This window comes from Arthrobacter sp. Soil_N43 (assembly GCF_057655195.1).
This window is the reverse complement of the sequence record NZ_JBDGML010000066.1, coordinates 51,264-67,196: the sequence shown is the minus strand read 5'-3', so window position 1 is coordinate 67,196 and position 15,933 is coordinate 51,264. Positions and strand designations below refer to the sequence as shown.

The following is a 15,933-nucleotide window of genomic DNA, read 5'->3' as shown; positions in this document are numbered from 1 at the left end:
CGCGATGCTGCTCCTGGCGGCAGCCGCGGCGGCTCGTATGTGGATAACGGCCGTCAGTACGCTGAGAGCTCCACCTGAACCTTGTCCGACGCTATCGAGACGGTGCCCCGGACGTAGAAATCCATCTGGTCCGTCTCCTTCTCCCACTCAGGGCTGGCCTTGCTGAAGGATGCATTCCGTTCGTACGTCACGGACGCTTCGCCGGGCGTGCCGCCGCTGAGCCGCCACTCGCCGTCGAAGGACCGTTGCATCGTGTAGTCGGGTTCGGAGGTGATGGACCACTTCACGTTCCGGACATCGCCGAAGGCAAAGCGTGAAAACGGGCAGCCCGGGGGATCCATCTCCGTGGACTTCGCGCAGGCCGCCAATGCAGCGTCCACCTGCCGCGATGTCTCTGCCCGGAGTCGCTCGGACGCCGTCACCGTGAGCTTTGCATCCTCTGCAGGCTGGGGTGCGGAGCCGATGGCCACGAGCACTTCCTGTTGGGCTGCCGCAAGGTACTTTTCGCCTTCAGGAAGGCCCACGGAGTAGGAGCCCGGGAAGGCCGGCACGCTGAAGTACGTGGCGAACGCGTTCGCGTCCTCCTGTCCTGTCGGCACGGCGACGCCGTTGATGGTGAGGGACGGCACAGCCGCGTCGGCGGAAACGGCGACGCGCTGCAGCGGGATGGTGCCGAGCCTCCAGTGGTCGTCCAGGAATTCCGGCCGGTTCTTATAGAGGCTGAACGCCTGCTCGTGCCTCCGCCCGCCCTGCCTCAGCTCGACGTGCACCACTGCTGAGTCGCCGGAGACCTTGCTGGACAGCACCGAGAAGCCGTCGATCCGGTTCTGCGCCGCGCCGTAGACCTCGTTGGTCAGGAGGGACCTCTCCTCGTTGGGAATGTCGGGATCCAGGATGCCAAGGGCCTTTTCGGCATCTCCGTCCACCAGGGCCTGAACGTATTCCCCCACCAGCCTGTCCGGGCCGGCCTTGACCGCGTTGACCGCCACCACCGAACCGACGGCGAGCACAATGACGGTGCCGGTGACGGCCAGCGCCACCAGGGCGCGCTTCTTTCCCCGGGCCGACAGTTCCCCGGCGGGGCTGGGCGCCGGAACGGAACCAATCCCGGTTCCGCTCACGGAAGCGGTTGCAAATGCCGCTTCCTCCCTGCCGGAGGGCGCCCCGTCGAAGGGCGAGGCTGCGGGTGCGGGCGGGAACGCGCGGACCAGCCGCTGCAGTCCGGCCGGCATGGAAGGCAGTAAGTGCGGGGCGAGGAAGCGGGCGCACACTTCCACCAGCAGCCCCCAGGCCAGGAAGACCACGGGCGACCACCAGGCGGGGGCGAGAAGGTATTGGCCTGCAACGAGACCCGGAACGTCAAAGCCGGCCTGCGCCGACAGGAGCGGCATCAGCAGCAGTCCAAGGACAAGGAAGCCCGCGGGCACAGGAATCCATGACCGGACGTCGGATGTGGCCACCCGTCCCCGGCGGACCAGGACAGCAATGCCGGTGGCAAGCGTGCAGGCCAGGGCCAGCGCCAGGGCGGCCCAGGCCGCGCCTGCCATGGCGCTGCCGGCGGCGTCAGCACCGAATCCGTACACCGTGTGGTCCTCGCTCCGGCTCTCCTGACCGCCCAGGATCTGGGACGTTTCCACCAGGACACGCAGGCCCCCGAGGTGCCCGGCCACAAGGCTGTAGCCCACCGCATTGCCGATCCACAGGGGACCGGACAGCAGGGCGGTCCAGCCCCCGGACACGGCGGCGGTAATCCATGCCGCAGGAACGGCGGCCGCAGCAAAGAGGGATGCATGCACCGCAACGGCGGCCAGGGGCAGGTTCAGGATGCCAACGAGGCGCGGCGGATGGGCGGGCGGAGTGCGGCGGGCAAGGACGGTGTTCCGGGACACCGCGGACAGCCCTGCGCCGAGGACGAACGCCACGAAGACCGACCACGGATTCTCGGCGGAAATGGGCTCCACGGTGAACGCGTCAGTGACGGGATAGCGGACGGCCGCCGCAGCGGCCACACCGTTGACCAGCAGGGAGTACACCACACCGGTAACCACGGACTGGAGCAGGAGCTGCGGCCTGCCTGCAGAGGGGATTCTCCGTTCGGCGAGCCGGCTGCCGAAGTAGACGCACAACGCGCTGGCCAGCAGCAATGTCACGGGAACCGCATAGGCCAGCCCCTCCCCGCGGATAGTTCCGAAGAAAGGCAGCGCACCCTGGACCGCAGTGTCGATCGTGCCCAAATGCGCCATGGCAACCAGCTGGGCGGTGAGCTGGCCCAGCTGCGACCAGGCATCGGGACTTTCCTGTGCCGGCAAGGCTCCGTCAAGCGCAGGGACGAGGGTGCCTTGGCCGGCGGCGATGCCGGCAAGCGTGAGCACCAGCAGGGCAAGGCTGAAGATCAACACCGCAAGGTAGGACGCCACCGAGACGGCGGCCCCTGCCCACAGCCGGCCGATATCCAGGGAGGCCGCACCCCGGGGCGGCTCGGAAGCCGTTCCCGGCTGATGCGCCTCCGGCAGGGTCCCGGGCTGGTGTGTTTCCGGAGGTGTTCCGGGCTGGTGCGGCGGCAATTCCGGCGCGGCGTGCGCGGAAACAGGTGGTTGATGCGACATTTTCCCCAATTTTCTGTCGGACTCAGAGTGTCGCTGTGAATGTAGAGGGAAAACGGCCCCGGTTCCAGTCACATGACGGGTGAATGTGGATAAGTCCTGGTGAACGAAATACTGGAGCCATGACGATCGTGAAGTCGGTTCTGCTTTTCGCCCTAGCCGCGGCCGCGGAAATCGGCGGTGCATGGCTCATCTGGCAGGCGGTGCGGGAAGACAGGGCCTGGTGGTGGGCCGGGCTCGGCGTCGTTGCCTTGGGTATCTACGGCTTTGTGGCCGCCTTCCAGCCCGATGCCAATTTCGGCCGCGTCCTGGCTGCCTACGGGGGCGTATTCATTGTGGGCTCGCTAGTCTGGGGCATCGTCCTGGACGGCTTCAGGCCGGACCGCTGGGACCTTATCGGCGCGGCAGTGTCCCTGGCCGGAGTCGCGCTGATCATGTTCGCGCCCCGCCAGGGCTGACCTGGCAGCGCAGCGCTGACCCGCCGTCGTCAGCGTTGACTGTCGGCGTTTCGGCGCAGCAAGCGGGGAACACAAAGCCGTCCGCCCGGCGGGCCGTTGCGGCCCGCCGGGCGGACGGTTTACTTCAGGGGTACAGCGCTGGCGGGGCGGAAACTACGACGCCGGCTCCGCCCCCACCTTGGCAGGTTCAGTTTCAGGGGCGGTCCCGACGGCGTGCCCGGCGCCGGGGCCACCCTTGCGGTAGCGCCATACACCGATTCCCACCACGATCGCGGCCAGGGCGAGCGACAGCATGAGCGACTCGCGGGTGGTGTCCAGGATCATCATGCCGATGACGAGCGCGACGATGCTCGCGATCGCGAGCCAGGTCAGGTAGGGGAACAGCCACATCTTCAGGGCGAGGTCCTTGGCGGCCGCACCCATCCTCTTGCGGAGGATCAGCTGGGACGAGGCGATCACCAGCCAGACGAACAGGGCGATGGCGCCGGACGTGTTCACCAGGAACAGGAACACCGTGTCCGGAGCGATGTAGTTCAGTCCCACGGTGACGAAGCCGACCACCGTGGAGGCCAGCACGGCTGCGGCCGGCACACCGCGCTTGGAGATCTTTGTCCAGGACTTGGGCGCATCGCCGCGGGTGGACAGTGAGAAGAGCATGCGGCTGGCCGTGTAGAGGCCGGAGTTCAGGCAGGACAGCACGGAGGTAAGCACCACGACGTCCATGATGGTGCCGGCGCCCGGGATCCCGAACAGTTCAATGACGGCCACATAGGGGCTCTTGGCAACGTTCGCCGAGTTCCACGGCAGCAGCGTGACCACGATGGCGATGGAGCCGATGTAGAACACCAGGATGCGCCAGACGGTGGACTTGACGGCCTTCTTGACGGCGTCGACCGGGTTCTCGGATTCGCCGGCAGCGATGGTGGCGATCTCCGCTCCGAAGAAGGCGAAAACTACCACGAGGATGCCGGCCAGCACGGCGCCCGGTCCGTTCGGCAGGAAGCCGCCGTTGCCCACCAGGTTGCTGAGCCCCGGGGCCGGAACGCCCGGGACGAGGCCGAGGATTGCTGCGACGCCGAAGACCAGGAAGAGGATGATGGCGGCCACCTTGATGGAGGCGAACCAGAACTCGAACTCACCGTATGACTTCACGGATCCGAGGTTGGTGAGAGTGAGCAGCACCATGAGGATCAGGGCCCAGACCCACTGGTCGATGCCGGGCACCCAGCGGTGCATGATGGCCGCGCCGGCCGTGGCCTCGATGCCCAGCACGATGATCCAGAACCATGCATACAGCCAGCCGATGCTGAAGCCCGCCCAGCGGCCGAGTGCCTTGTCAGCGTACGTGGAGAAGGATCCCGTCTCGGGGTGGGCGGCGGCCATCTCGCCGAGCATCCGCATGACCAGGATGACCACGATTCCCGCAGCCATGTACGCCAGCAGGATGCCGGGCCCGGCCTGCTGGATCGCGGCGCCGGAGCCGACGAACAGCCCTGCCCCGATGACGCCTGCGATGGCGATCATGGAAAGGTGCCGGGGTTTCAGGGATTTCGACAGTTGCTGGTCAGCGTGCATGGATGCGCCGTCCTCTTGTTGATTTAAGGTCTTTGGCTGTGGGCCGGAGCCGGCAGGGGCGTGTGCCGCGTCCCACATGGTGCGTCTCACACTAGGTGAGCAGTGGTCGGCGAAGTCTTATGCAGTCGCACAGTTTACGTCCACCGAAACCGGGCAGGTTCCCAGGCCGAGGCACCGGGGGGCAACTTTGGTTGTCCGTTATGCACTTTTGTAACCGAGCGGAAATGTTGGCCCTGCAGGGTGGAACTACGCCGCGACGCTGAAGAATCGCTCTGTCACCTTAGCAAGAGCGTGGGGGTCCTCCACGCCGCACAGTTCCCGGGCGGAGTGCATGGACAGGAGGGGCACGCCCACGTCGACGGTTCTGATGCCCAGCCGCGTGGCCGTCAGCGGTCCAATCGTGGAGCCACACGGCATCACGTTGTTGGAGACGAACTCCTGGTACGGAACGTCCGCTTCACCGCAGAGCCGCGCCCAGAGTGCGGCACCCGCTGCGTCCGTGGCGTACCGCTGGTTGGCGTTGATCTTCAGCAGCGGCCCGCCGTTCAGGACGGGGCGGTTGACGGGATCGTGCCGCTCGGGATAATTCGGGTGGACGGCGTGGCCGGCGTCGGCAGAAACACAGAACGACCCCGCAAACGCCTGCCGCCGCTGGCTCGCCGAAGCTCCGAGGCCGTCTGAAATGCGGACCAGGATGTCCTCAAGGACGGGCCCACAGGCACCTGAGCGTGACGCCGAGCCGATTTCCTCATGGTCGAAGGCAGCCAGCACGGCGATCGGTGCCCGCCCTCGGCTGTGATCCGCACCGGCGGTTGAGTCTGCCGAGGCGTGCGCGATCAGAGCCACCAGGCCGGCGTGCGTCGCCGAAAGGTTGTCCAGGCGGCCGGAGGCAAAAAACTCATTCTTCGCCCCGAAAACCGCCGGTGGCTGCGTGTCCGCAATAACGACGTCGTACCCGCCGATCTGCGCGGGGTCAATGGCGCCGTTGCCGCTGACGCGCTCGGCCAGCAGCCCCAGCAGATCCTCGCCGGCCGGGTCGCCGAGCCCGAAGATCGGGTTCATGTGCTGCTGCTTGTCCAGGGTGAGGCCCTCATTCACCGCCCGGTCCAGATGGATGGCCAGCTGCGGAAAACGCAGGAGCGGGCCAGTGGCGGTGAGGTGCTCGGTGCCATCGAGCAGAACAAGACGCCCGGCAAGCTGCAGTTCACGGTCCAGCCATGAGTTCAGCAGCGGCCCGCCATAGATTTCCACGCCGGCCTGCAGCCAGCCGAACTTTCCGGTGGTGGGCCTGGGCTTGAGTTTGAACGACGGGGAATCTGTGTGGGCGCCCAGGATGTTGAAGCCCGTGGTGGGGCCGGCGCCTTCCGGGGTCACCCATGCGATCAGTGCCCCGTCCCGGACAACGTAGAACCTGCCGGCCCCCTCCTCCCACTCTTCCAGTTCGGACAGCTCGGAGAAGCCGGCCTCATCCAGCCGGCGTGCCGCCTCGTGCACCGCATGAAAGCTCGACGGCGACGCACTGACGTAGTCGCCCAGGTCCCGGATGTGGTCTGTGGCAGAGGAGTGGAGAGGCATGGCTCCGAGTCTAGCGCCGCCCTAGACTGTGACGTTGAGCCCGGCCGTGTATCCGGCCGACACCGACCCTGACATGGTGGCCAGCTGGTAGATGCCTCCGTCGTCACCAAAGACGTTGTCCGACTGCAAGGTGGTGTTGGGGAAGTTCCGGGCGCTGGTCTCGTAACCGGAGGAGGCGTACACCGCCTTGCAGGCGGCGTCGGTGAGCGCGATCTGCGAGACCGCCAGGACCTGCCCGGCCGCGGTGGCGTTGTTCATGGATTCGAAGACTTCGAAGTGGATGTGCGGCCAGCGGCCGTTGTAGGCACCCGGGTAGATCGTCTTGAAGGTGACCTGGCCGTTGGCGTCCGCCTCCTGCACGCCGCGGAGGTAGTTCTCGTTTTCCAGCCCGGAGTCGTACAGGGAGTACTTTCCGTCCCGGTCACAGTGCCAGGCATAGACGGCGGCGCCCGCCAGCGGAACACAGCCGTTGGCGTTGTCGAGCAGCGTCAGCGTGACGGTCAGCGGCACGCCGTCGACCTTCGTGGTTGAGGTGCCGAAGCTGGCCGTGATGTCCTGCCGCACCACGCCGGACGCCTCCAGGGCGTTCGGCCCGTTGGACCCGTCGCCAGGGTACGGTCCGGCCGTTTCCTGCGGAATCTCCACGCCGCACTCGGCGATCGCACGGGTCACCGTTGGGCTCGCGGTGGCGGTGGCAGCAGCGGAAGCCGCGGGCGCCGTCGTCGTTGCCGTGGATGCCGCGCCGGCGGACGTTGTTCCGGCAGGGGAGGAAGCACCGGCGGTGGATCCGCCCGGCGTGCACGCCGCCAAGGCGGCGGCCGCTGTCCCGGCGCCAAAGAACATGCCCAGGGAGCGGCGGGTCATCAGCGTGGAGAGGTCGAACTCGAGGCCGCGGTCATGGTTGGGGTGTGGTTCGTGCTGGGGCAGCCCGCCAGGGGCGTCTGATGTGGTCATGGATCTATGAAACGCCAGGCGGCTATGGCCGGCATAGGGCAATCCTGTGAGGAAGCTGTGTTCGGCGGAAGCCAGGCCTGCAACGGTTCAGTAATCGGGATTGCTGGGCGTCACGAGCCCGGTTTCGTAGGCGTAGACGACTGCCTGGACACGGTCCCGGAGGTGCAGCTTTGTGAGAATCCGCCGGACGTGCGTCTTGACCGTGGCTTCCGAGAGGAAGTACCGGTGCGCGATTTCGGCGTTGGACAGCCCCTCGGCCATCGCTTCCAGCATCTCGGTTTCCCGCGGTGTGAGGTCCTCCAGCAGAGGATCCCGGTGCGCCGGCGCCGCGGGAACTGCCGGTGCTGTGCCGCCGGAAGCGGCACCCGCACCGTCGCCGCGGACGTAGGTGTCCAGCAGGCGCTGGGTGACGCGGGGTGCCACGACGGCATCGCCGCTGGCCACCACGCGCACTGCCTGGACGAGCTCGGTCGGTGCCACGTCCTTGAGTAGGAAGGCTGATGCTCCGGCCTGCAGCCCGGCGAAGGCGTACTCGTCGAGGTCGAAGGTGGTGAGGATGATGATCCTGGACCGCGAGCCGGAACCGGTGATGGCGCGGGTGGCCTCGATGCCGTCCACGACCGGCATCCGCACGTCCATGAGGACGACGTCCGGCTCCAGTTCGCGGACCTGCATGACGGCCTCAGCCCCGTCGGACGCCTCGCCCACCACCTCGAGATCCTCTTCGCCCTCCAGGATGAGCCGGAAGCCCATCCGCAGCAGCGGCTGGTCGTCGGCCAGCAGGACCCGGACCTGTCCGGTTTCGCTCATTCTTCCCCCTTGTTGCCGTTCAGCGTCAGGACGGCCCGCACACGCCATCCGCCGCTAACGGTCCGCCCCGCCTCCACCGTACCCCCGTAAATCCCCGCCCGTTCCTTCATCCCGGTGAGGCCCTGTCCGGTGCCCAAACTGCCCGCGGCGGTCTCCGCGGCTGCTCCCCTGCCGTCGTCGACCACTTCAATGCTGACCGTGGAGCCGTCCCGCAGCACCGTGACGTCCACACGGCTCAGTGCCCGGCCGTAGCGCAGCACATTGGTCAGTGACTCCTGCACTATGCGGTAGACCGTCAGCTGGAACGCGGCGTCGGCCGGCAGCGCAGGCCCGGTGTGGGAGTAGTGCACGGGGAGGCCGGCCGTGCGGAAGCCGTCGAGAAGCTTGGCGAAGCTGTCCCCGGTGGCCAGCGGCTGGCGGGGAGCCTGCCCGGCGGAGGCGTCGTCGCGCAGGACACCGAGGACCCGGCGCATGTCCGCCAGCGCCATCCGTCCGGTCCTGGACAGTTCGGCCAGCACGTCCGCGGCGCGGTCAGGATCCTTCTTGACTACGACGGCGGCCCCGTCGGACAGCGTGACCATGACGGTCAGCGAGTGGGCCACTATGTCGTGCATTTCCCGTGCGATGCGGTTCCGCTCGTTGACGGAACCGAGACTGGCGGCCTGGGCTGCCCATGCAGCGACCTCCTGCTCATGCTCACGGCGCTGGCGCACCGAGATCCCGATGCCGGTGGCGACGATGTTGGACAGCGCGATGCTCGTTCCCGCGGCAATGCTGGAAATCAGTTGAAATTCCTGGGGTGACGACGCGTGGGCCGGCAATTCCCTTTCCAGCGGACCCACAGCCGCGAAGAAGTACAGCAGCGCCAGCGGTGCGGTCGCCAAGGCCAGCGTGATCAGCGCGAACCGCCTGGTGTGGACCACGGCTACGGCGTAGAGGGAGAACCATAGACCTGCCGAAACGTTGGATCCCCAGGGGTGCAGCAGCGTGACGGCCACCTCCACCGCTGCGATGAACGCCACGAGGGCAACAGGATGGCTCCGCCGGAACAGCAGGGACACTGCGACGGCAACGAGCAGGCCCGTCGCCAGCCATCCGCCGCCGCGCACCGCGTCAACCATCGTAGGTGTCACCAGCAGCAGGTAGCAGCCGGTGACCACAGCGTCCATGAGGCGCGGATGCCGGTGCAGGTAGCGGCGGAGACGGCCGCGGCGCCGGGCGGCAATATCAGCCAGGGACGCGCCGGCCAGGCCGGCCGGCGCGTCCTTCACGGGTACAGCTTCAATCATGAGGCGAGGCCGGTATGGGCCTACACATCCCGCTTTTTCAACAGGACCATGGCGAGGACCAGCGGCACCACTACCCAAGCACCCAGCACGAGCGCCGCCTGCCAGACTTCGAGCGTGTCCGGGACGTGCTCCACCGCCGTCAGCGCATTGATGGTGTTGCCCGGCAGGTACTTGCGGGCTTCTTCGAAGAACTCGCCGGGAATCAGCTGGAAGGCGATGGGGGCCACGAAGAACAGGCCCACGAGGCTCATGATGCCGCCGGCCGAGTTCCGGACCAGGGTGCCCATGGCCATGCCGATGGCGGCCACCGCGGCGACGTAGACGCTGTTCACGAGCAGCAGCTTGACGGACTGTGCGCTGCCCAGGTCCAGCTTGAGTCCGTAGTTATCCAGGATGGGGACCGATACAAGGCCTGCGATGTAGGTGGACACGGCGGTCAGGACAAAGGCGCTGACCATTACCACCACGAGCTTCGCGAGGAAGGCGGGGATCCGCTTGGGCACGGCGGCAAAAGTGGAGCGGGCCATTCCCGTGGTGAATTCCGAGCTCATCAGCAGCACGCCGAGTGAGCCGAGGATCAACTGCGCGAAGGCGATGCCGGAGGTGGGAACGGTGACGGCCAGGTCCCCGCCCTGGGCTGCCATGGCTTCAGCCGCCGAGGGGTCGGAAGCGGCCGCATCAGCAAACTGGCCGGTTCCCCACGCGGAGAGGGCACCGAAGCCCACCATGACCACGGCGGTGGAGGCGAGCAGGATCAGGGTGGACAGAAGCGTGCGGAACTTGATGAATTCCGAGTTCAGGACGCGGACGAAGCTGGGACCCGGTCCCGGGCGGGCGTTGCCGGCGGTGTGGGCGGGGCCGGTGCTGCCGGACCCGGGTTGGACGTAGGTTGATGTGCTCATGGCTTTAGTTGCCTCCGGGCTGGGCGGGAACAGGGGCTCCCGTGGTGATCAGCGAGTGGTATTCGACCTCATCCTTGGTCAGTTCCATGTAGGCCTCTTCGAGGCTGGCCTGCAGGGGAGTGAGTTCGTAGATCATGACGCGGTTGTCCAGCGCTGCGCGTGCGATCTTGCGGGGGTCCAGGCCCTTGACCTCAAGGAGTTCATGGTCCTGCACCTCAATGGAGACTCCGTTTCCGGCGAGGACGTTCATGAGCTGATCCGGCTGGTCGGTGCGGACGCGGGTCCTGCCCTGGCCGTTGCCGGTGATGATGTCCTTGATGGGTGCATCGGCGATGATCTTGCCGCGTCCGATCACGATCAGGTGGTCTGCCGTCAGGGCCATCTCGCTCATGAGGTGGCTGGAGAGAAACACCGTGCGGCCCTCGGAGGCCAGGTACCTGACGAGGTTGCGGACCCACACGACGCCCTCTGGATCGAGGCCGTTGACAGGTTCGTCCAGGATGATGGTCTGCGGGTCGCCCAGCAGCGCGGCGGCGATGCCGAGGCGCTGCCCCATGCCGAGGGAGAAACCCTTCACCTTCTTCTTGGCGACGTCGCCCAGGCCCGTCATCTCGATGACTTCACGGACGCGCTTCTTGGGGATGCTGTGAGTGGCGGCCATCGCCAGCAGGTGGTTGTAGGCCGAACGCCCCGTATGGACAGCCTTGGCGTCCAGCAGGGCGCCGATTTCACGCAGTGGGGCCGCGTGCCGGGCGAAGGGTACACCGTTCACGGTGACCGTTCCCGCCGTCGGCCTGTCCAGCCCCATGATCATGCGCATAGTGGTCGATTTGCCGGCCCCGTTGGGGCCCAGGAAGCCGGTGACCCGTCCGGCCTGGACGGTGAAGTTGACGTTGTCGACGGCGGTTTTGTCGCCGTAGACCTTCGTCAGGCCTTGTGCCTCAATCATGGAAGCGGTCCTTTGCGTGCTGCGGAGTGCCGGTTGGTGTGCACTGTCCACGCTACCGAGGCCTTCGGCCGATTTCGCCGGTCTCAGGGATGATTCAGGGTTGATTCAGGGTCCCCGGTGTCATCCGGACGGATGAGCCTCAGCCATCGCCGTGGGGTGAGTAGTAGGTCAATGCACCGAGTTTGAGGCTGAATTCGGCCACCCTGACGCCGGGCACCGTTTCGCCGTCCACGGCGAGCACCATCGGTGCCGAGCCGGCTTCAATCCGCACATGAGTGGCCTCCCTCAGGTGCGTGAGTCGGGACGTGCCCACGGTGCCTGTCAGTACCGACCACAGCATGCGGACGCGGGCGAAGGATTCATCCGCCGAGATCATCCTGACGTCCAATACGCCGTCATCCAGCACCGGGCGAAGCAGCGGGGCGTGGTCCCTTGGGTAATAGCGGCCGCGGCCCAGATACATGATCCACACTTTGTGCCGCACCCCGTCCACGACGATGGTGATGGGCTTTTCGACGGCGAACGTCCGGAACATCGCCACCACACCTGCCAGCGGTTTGCCGAGTGCCGGCTGAAGCTGCTCGCGCCGGCGGACCAGGTTCGGGTAGAGGCCGATGCTGGCAGTGTTGAGCATGATGAGCTCTGCCCTTTCGGGGTCGTCCGCCAGTCCCCGCTCAACCCTGACGATGCCCACGTCCGCCCGGGCCGCCTGGCCTTCGGTGGCGGCTGCGACCGCATCCCTCAGCGACTGCGTCCCGGCGTCGCGGGCAAAGTGGTTGAGGGTTCCGCCGGCAAGTACCAGAAGGGGCAGATTGAGCTGGATGGCGGCGGCCGCAGCGGTGCCGACCGTCCCGTCGCCTCCCCATACGCCCAGCGCGCGGATGCCGGGCCTGGTAGCAGCCACTTCCATCTGTTGGGCCACATCATGCTCGGGCTCGATGGTAGTTATATGCGCCAAAGGGAATACTTCCCGGAGGGCTGCCGCAGTCTCCTCGGTGAACGAGCCGCCCAGCGTATTGACGGCGATACTGAGACCCTCACCCCCGGGCAGCTTCGCCGCTTCGCCGCGGCTCCTCGTTGTGGGCGGAAACGGCGGACGGACGGGCCACCACGTCCGGGTCACGAGGGCGGCGCAGGCACCAATGGCCGAGCCGAAAAGAACATCGGACGGCCAGTGCGCTCCTGTATGCACCCGGGAGTATGCAACGCCCGCGGCGATGGGAGCCACGGCTGCCCCCAAAGCCGGCTGGACGAAACCTGTGCCCAGTGCGAAGGCAACTGCCGACGCCGAATGGCCCGACGGCATCGAGGAACTCGTTGGCTGCGGATGCACGAAACGGAACACCGGCAGGTGCTCGGGCAGGGGGCGTGTGCGGGGCAGCAAAGTCTTGAAGCCGAGGTTGGTGACGGCCGATGCCACCCCTTGGGCAAGAAGGCCGTGAACGGCTGCCCTGCGGGTGCGTCCTGGAACAAGGGCGGCCACGGCGGCGACGCCGAACCAGAGCTTGCCCTTGTTCGCGGACGCGGACAGCCGGCGAAAGAAGACGTCGTGGTGGCCGCCCGGGAAGGCCGAGATCAACCGCAGCAGTGCACGGTCCAGGCCAGCCACCCAGCCCGGGCCCCTTCGCAGCATTCTTCGCATTTCCCCACCCTACCGCCGGCGCCCGCGGGGCTACTTCCGGGAAGAAAGCGGTTTGGCCACCCCGGCAAGCAGCAGTGCCACCAGGATGGGGGCACCGATGGCCAGGAGTGCCAAGTGGATTCCGGTGAGGTCGCCCAGATAGCCGAGCAGCGGCGGGCCGGCAAGGAAGGCCACGTATCCGATGGTGGAAACGACCGACACCCGTGCCGCCGCGTGTTTCGGATCATCCGCCGCGGCGGACATGCCCATGGGGAACGCCAGGGCGGCTCCGACGCCCCACAGCGCCGCCCCGACGGCGGCCAGCCAGACGTTGCCGGCGAAGACGAACAGCCCAAGCCCGGCAGCCGCCGCAGCCATGCTGGACCGCAGCACCGCCACGCGTCCATACCGGTCAATCACGCTGCCGCCAAAGAACCGCATGCCCGTCATGGCCAGGACAAACAGGGCAAACAGCAGCGCGCCGGTGGACTCCGACGTGCCGAGGCCGTCAACGGCGGCTTTCGCGATCCAGTCGTTGCCGGCACCCTCGGTCAGCGTGGCACCGAGCACCACCACGCCAATCAGCAGGGTCCGTGAGTCACGCCAGGCGGAGGGGCCACGGTCCGGTTTCGTCTCGTCGGCGGACTGCGCCTGCGGTGCGGGATGCGGAAGAAAATAGCGCGGCGTGATGAAAGTCAGGACGGCAACCACCCCGGCGATGACCAGCAGGTGCTGGGGCAGGCCGACTCCCAACCCGGAAAGCCCGGCACCGATGAGTGCCCCCACAAAGGCGCCGCCGCTGAAGGCCGCATGGAACTTGGGCATGACCGTGCGCCTCAGGCGATGTTCGACGTCGGCGCCTTCAACATTCTGGGAAACATCCCACAGGCCGATGCCTATGCCAAAAAAGAACAGTGCCACAGCGGTGCCCGGAACCGACTCCGCCAGAAGTGAAACTGAGATTGCCACCGCGGCCAGCGCGGCCAGAAAACCGCTGGCCCGCACGCTGTTCGACGTGCCGATCCGTCCGATGACGTGCCCTGCCGTGGGCAGGGCGATCAGTGAGCCGACCGCGGTGCACAGCAGCAGCGTCCCCATCTGACCGGACGAAATGTGAAGAGTCTCCGTGACCGCCGGGATACGCGCCGCCCAGCTGGCGAAAACCAGGCCGTTGGCGCCGAAAATGATAAACGTGGCGATGGCTGCGGAAGATACCTGCCGGTCGACAAGCTGCTGGGTGGTAGTCATTGGATAACTCTAGCGATGCCCCGCCCACTGCAAGGCCTGCAGGCAGCCCCGACGCTCCCTCACCTTTCGCCTCAAAACAGCCAACCCTCCCGCACATCCCGCGGGAAATCCCGCAGCCCTCCCGCACTTTTCACAGGAAATCCCGCAGCCCTCCCGCAGTTAGGGCGAGGGGCGCTGCAGAATCTGCGGGAGCGTCCGGCGGAAGGCGTCAGGATCTGCGGGAGCGTGTGCCTCTTACCGGGCGCGCTCTACCCGCTTTTCGTCCCACACGGGCTCCGCGGATTCGTAGACCCGGCCGTCGGAACCGAACACCATGAACCGGTCGAAGGTTCGGGCGAACCAGCGGTCGTGCGTCACCGCCAGGACGGTGCCTTCGAAGTGGTCGATGGCCCGCTCGAGCGCCTCCGCAGAGTGCAGGTCCAGGTTGTCCGTCGGCTCGTCGAGCAGCAGGAGCGTGGCGCCGGAGAGCTGCAGCAGCAGGATCTGGAAGCGAGCCTGCTGGCCGCCCGAAAGGGATTCGTACTTCTGCTCTGACTGGCCCGCGAGCCCATAACCGTCCAGCGCCCCGGCGGCCGCTTCGCGGGCGAGGCCGGAGCGGTGTTCGTCGCCGCGGTGCAGGATTTCGAGCAGCGTCTTGCCAAGCAGGTCAGGTCGGACATGGGTCTGGGCGAAGAATCCCGGACGGATGCGGGCGCCGAGCTTCACCGTGCCTTCGTGCGGCACTTCGGCGATTTCGACGTCGGACACCGGCAGGTGCTCCCGCTCCGGGTCGGTGCCGCCGGTGGCGAGCAGGCGGAGGAAGTGGGACTTTCCGGATCCGTTGGAACCCAGAACGCCCACCCGGTCGCCGAACCAGATTTCAGTGGAAAACGGCTTCATAAGGCCGGTCAGCTCGAGCTTTTCCGCGACCACGGCGCGTTTTCCGGTGCGGCCGCCCTTCAGCCGCATCTGCACGTTCTGTTCGATCGGCAGGGCCTCGGGCGGCCCGACTTCCAGGAACTTCGCAAGGCGCGTCTGGGCCGCGTGGTAGCGGTTGGCCATGTCCGAGCGGAACGCGGCCTTGTTCTTGTACATGTTGACGAGTTCCTTGAGCTTGACGTGCTCCTCGTCCCAGCGTTTGCGCAGCTCCTCGAAGCGGGCGTTGCGGTCGGCACGGGCCTCCACGTAGGAGCCGAACCCGCCGCCGTGCACCCAGGCGCCGGCACCGTTGATGCCCGGCTCCAGCGTGACGATGCGGCTGGCGGCGTTGTTCAGCAGCTCCCGGTCGTGGCTGATGAAGAACACCGTCTTCTTGGACTCGTTGAGCTTGGCCTCGAGCCAGCGTTTGCCCGGGACGTCGAGGTAGTTGTCCGGTTCGTCCAGTAGCAGCAGTTCGTCGGGACCGGCGAAGAGCGCCTCCAGCACCAGTCGCTTCTGCTCGCCGCCGGAGAGGCTCGACGCCGGGCGGTGCTGTGCGCGGTCGAACGGAAGCCCCAGCGCTGCCATGCAGACTTCGTCCCACACGGTCTCGACGTCGTAGCCGCCGGCGTCGCCCCAGTCCACGATCGCCTGGGCGTACTGCATCTGGGTGGGCTCGTCGTCGTGCTCCAGCATGGCCAGTTCGGCCTCGTCCACTGCACGGGCAGCGGCAGCCAGTCCTGCCGGGGCCGCCGAGACCAGGAGGTCCTTGACTGTGGAGTCGTCCCGGACCTGGCCGACGAACTGGCGCATGATGCCCATGTTCCCGGACCGTCCGATGACGCCTTCATCCGGGGTGAGGTCGCCGGAGATGATGCGGAACAGGGTGGTCTTGCCGGTGCCGTTGGGTCCGATCAGCGCTGTCTTGGTGCCGTCTGGGACTTTGAATGTCACCCCGTTCAGCAGCTGGGTGCCGTCGGAGAGGAAGTAGTCGATGCCGGAAACGTCAATATGGGCCACTGATCAATCTTCCCACGGCCGCCTCCATCCCT

At 66.9% G+C, this 15,933-nt stretch carries 12 protein-coding genes; 1 reads left to right on the top strand and 11 read right to left on the bottom strand.

The features are described from left to right. Positions 1-53: 53 nt before the first annotated feature. Positions 54-2,606 carry a hypothetical protein gene (locus AC3A3W_RS06435; protein ID WP_487441251.1) on the bottom strand — a complete coding sequence of 851 codons (2,553 nt, stop codon included), beginning with the start codon at positions 2,604-2,606 and terminating at the stop codon, positions 54-56. A gap of 119 nt (positions 2,607-2,725) precedes the next feature. On the opposite strand from AC3A3W_RS06435, the gene AC3A3W_RS06430 reads away from it, so the two are divergent. Further along, on the top strand, positions 2,726-3,061 hold the full coding sequence (locus AC3A3W_RS06430) for a YnfA family protein (protein ID WP_487441249.1): 336 nt from the start codon (positions 2,726-2,728) through the stop codon (positions 3,059-3,061). A gap of 153 nt (positions 3,062-3,214) precedes the next feature. On the opposite strand, the gene AC3A3W_RS06425 is transcribed toward AC3A3W_RS06430, so the two are convergent. The 10 genes from AC3A3W_RS06425 to AC3A3W_RS06380 form a co-directional block, all read right to left on the bottom strand. Next, the gene (locus tag AC3A3W_RS06425; RefSeq protein ID WP_487441248.1) at positions 3,215-4,636 is read right to left on the bottom strand and encodes an amino acid permease; all 1,422 of its coding nucleotides are present in this window, start codon (positions 4,634-4,636) and stop codon (positions 3,215-3,217) included. Between the two features lie 246 nt (positions 4,637-4,882). After that, positions 4,883-6,211 (bottom strand): M18 family aminopeptidase, encoded by a 1,329-nt coding sequence (locus AC3A3W_RS06420; RefSeq protein ID WP_487441247.1) that lies wholly within the window; start codon positions 6,209-6,211, stop codon positions 4,883-4,885. A 21-nt stretch (positions 6,212-6,232) separates the two neighbouring features. Further along, positions 6,233-7,165, bottom strand: a complete 933-nt coding sequence (locus AC3A3W_RS06415) for an intradiol ring-cleavage dioxygenase (RefSeq protein WP_487441246.1) — start codon at positions 7,163-7,165, stop codon at positions 6,233-6,235. 87 nt (positions 7,166-7,252) lie between these two features. After that, positions 7,253-7,975: a response regulator gene (locus tag AC3A3W_RS06410; RefSeq protein ID WP_487441245.1), complete on the bottom strand. Its 723-nt coding sequence runs from the start codon at positions 7,973-7,975 to the stop codon at positions 7,253-7,255. After that, on the bottom strand, positions 7,972-9,264 hold the full coding sequence (locus AC3A3W_RS06405) for a sensor histidine kinase (RefSeq protein WP_487441243.1): 1,293 nt from the start codon (positions 9,262-9,264) through the stop codon (positions 7,972-7,974). The genes AC3A3W_RS06410 and AC3A3W_RS06405 overlap by 4 nt, the downstream gene beginning before the upstream one ends. Positions 9,265-9,284: 20 nt before the next feature. Continuing rightward, positions 9,285-10,166 (bottom strand): ABC transporter permease, encoded by an 882-nt coding sequence (locus AC3A3W_RS06400; RefSeq protein WP_487441241.1) that lies wholly within the window; start codon positions 10,164-10,166, stop codon positions 9,285-9,287. Positions 10,167-10,170: 4 nt separating this feature from the next. Next, positions 10,171-11,115, bottom strand: a complete 945-nt coding sequence (locus AC3A3W_RS06395; RefSeq protein ID WP_487441239.1) for an ABC transporter ATP-binding protein — start codon at positions 11,113-11,115, stop codon at positions 10,171-10,173. A 139-nt stretch (positions 11,116-11,254) separates the two neighbouring features. Further along, positions 11,255-12,757, bottom strand: coding sequence for a phosphatase PAP2 family protein (locus tag AC3A3W_RS06390; RefSeq protein ID WP_487441238.1), 1,503 nt, complete (start codon positions 12,755-12,757; stop codon positions 11,255-11,257). 30 nt (positions 12,758-12,787) lie between these two features. Further along, positions 12,788-13,984, bottom strand: a complete 1,197-nt coding sequence (locus AC3A3W_RS06385) for an MFS transporter (RefSeq protein WP_487441236.1) — start codon at positions 13,982-13,984, stop codon at positions 12,788-12,790. 234 nt (positions 13,985-14,218) lie between these two features. Then, the gene (locus AC3A3W_RS06380) at positions 14,219-15,901 is read right to left on the bottom strand and encodes an ABC-F family ATP-binding cassette domain-containing protein (RefSeq protein ID WP_487441234.1); all 1,683 of its coding nucleotides are present in this window, start codon (positions 15,899-15,901) and stop codon (positions 14,219-14,221) included. Between the last annotated feature and the right edge of the window lie 32 nt (positions 15,902-15,933).

Coding starts and splice junctions, on each gene's coding strand:
- AC3A3W_RS06405 (WP_487441243.1), bottom strand. CDS start 9,264: ATGATTGAAGCTGTACCCGTGAAGGACGCGCCGGCCGGCCTGGCCGGC.
- AC3A3W_RS06400 (WP_487441241.1), bottom strand. CDS start 10,166: ATGAGCACATCAACCTACGTCCAACCCGGGTCCGGCAGCACCGGCCCC.
- AC3A3W_RS06420 (WP_487441247.1), bottom strand. CDS start 6,211: ATGCCTCTCCACTCCTCTGCCACAGACCACATCCGGGACCTGGGCGAC.
- AC3A3W_RS06430 (WP_487441249.1), top strand. CDS start 2,726: ATGACGATCGTGAAGTCGGTTCTGCTTTTCGCCCTAGCCGCGGCCGCG.
- AC3A3W_RS06410 (WP_487441245.1), bottom strand. CDS start 7,975: ATGAGCGAAACCGGACAGGTCCGGGTCCTGCTGGCCGACGACCAGCCG.
- AC3A3W_RS06390 (WP_487441238.1), bottom strand. CDS start 12,757: ATGCGAAGAATGCTGCGAAGGGGCCCGGGCTGGGTGGCTGGCCTGGAC.
- AC3A3W_RS06395 (WP_487441239.1), bottom strand. CDS start 11,115: ATGATTGAGGCACAAGGCCTGACGAAGGTCTACGGCGACAAAACCGCC.
- AC3A3W_RS06435 (WP_487441251.1), bottom strand. CDS start 2,606: ATGTCGCATCAACCACCTGTTTCCGCGCACGCCGCGCCGGAATTGCCG.
- AC3A3W_RS06385 (WP_487441236.1), bottom strand. CDS start 13,984: ATGACTACCACCCAGCAGCTTGTCGACCGGCAGGTATCTTCCGCAGCC.
- AC3A3W_RS06415 (WP_487441246.1), bottom strand. CDS start 7,165: ATGACCACATCAGACGCCCCTGGCGGGCTGCCCCAGCACGAACCACAC.
- AC3A3W_RS06425 (WP_487441248.1), bottom strand. CDS start 4,636: ATGCACGCTGACCAGCAACTGTCGAAATCCCTGAAACCCCGGCACCTT.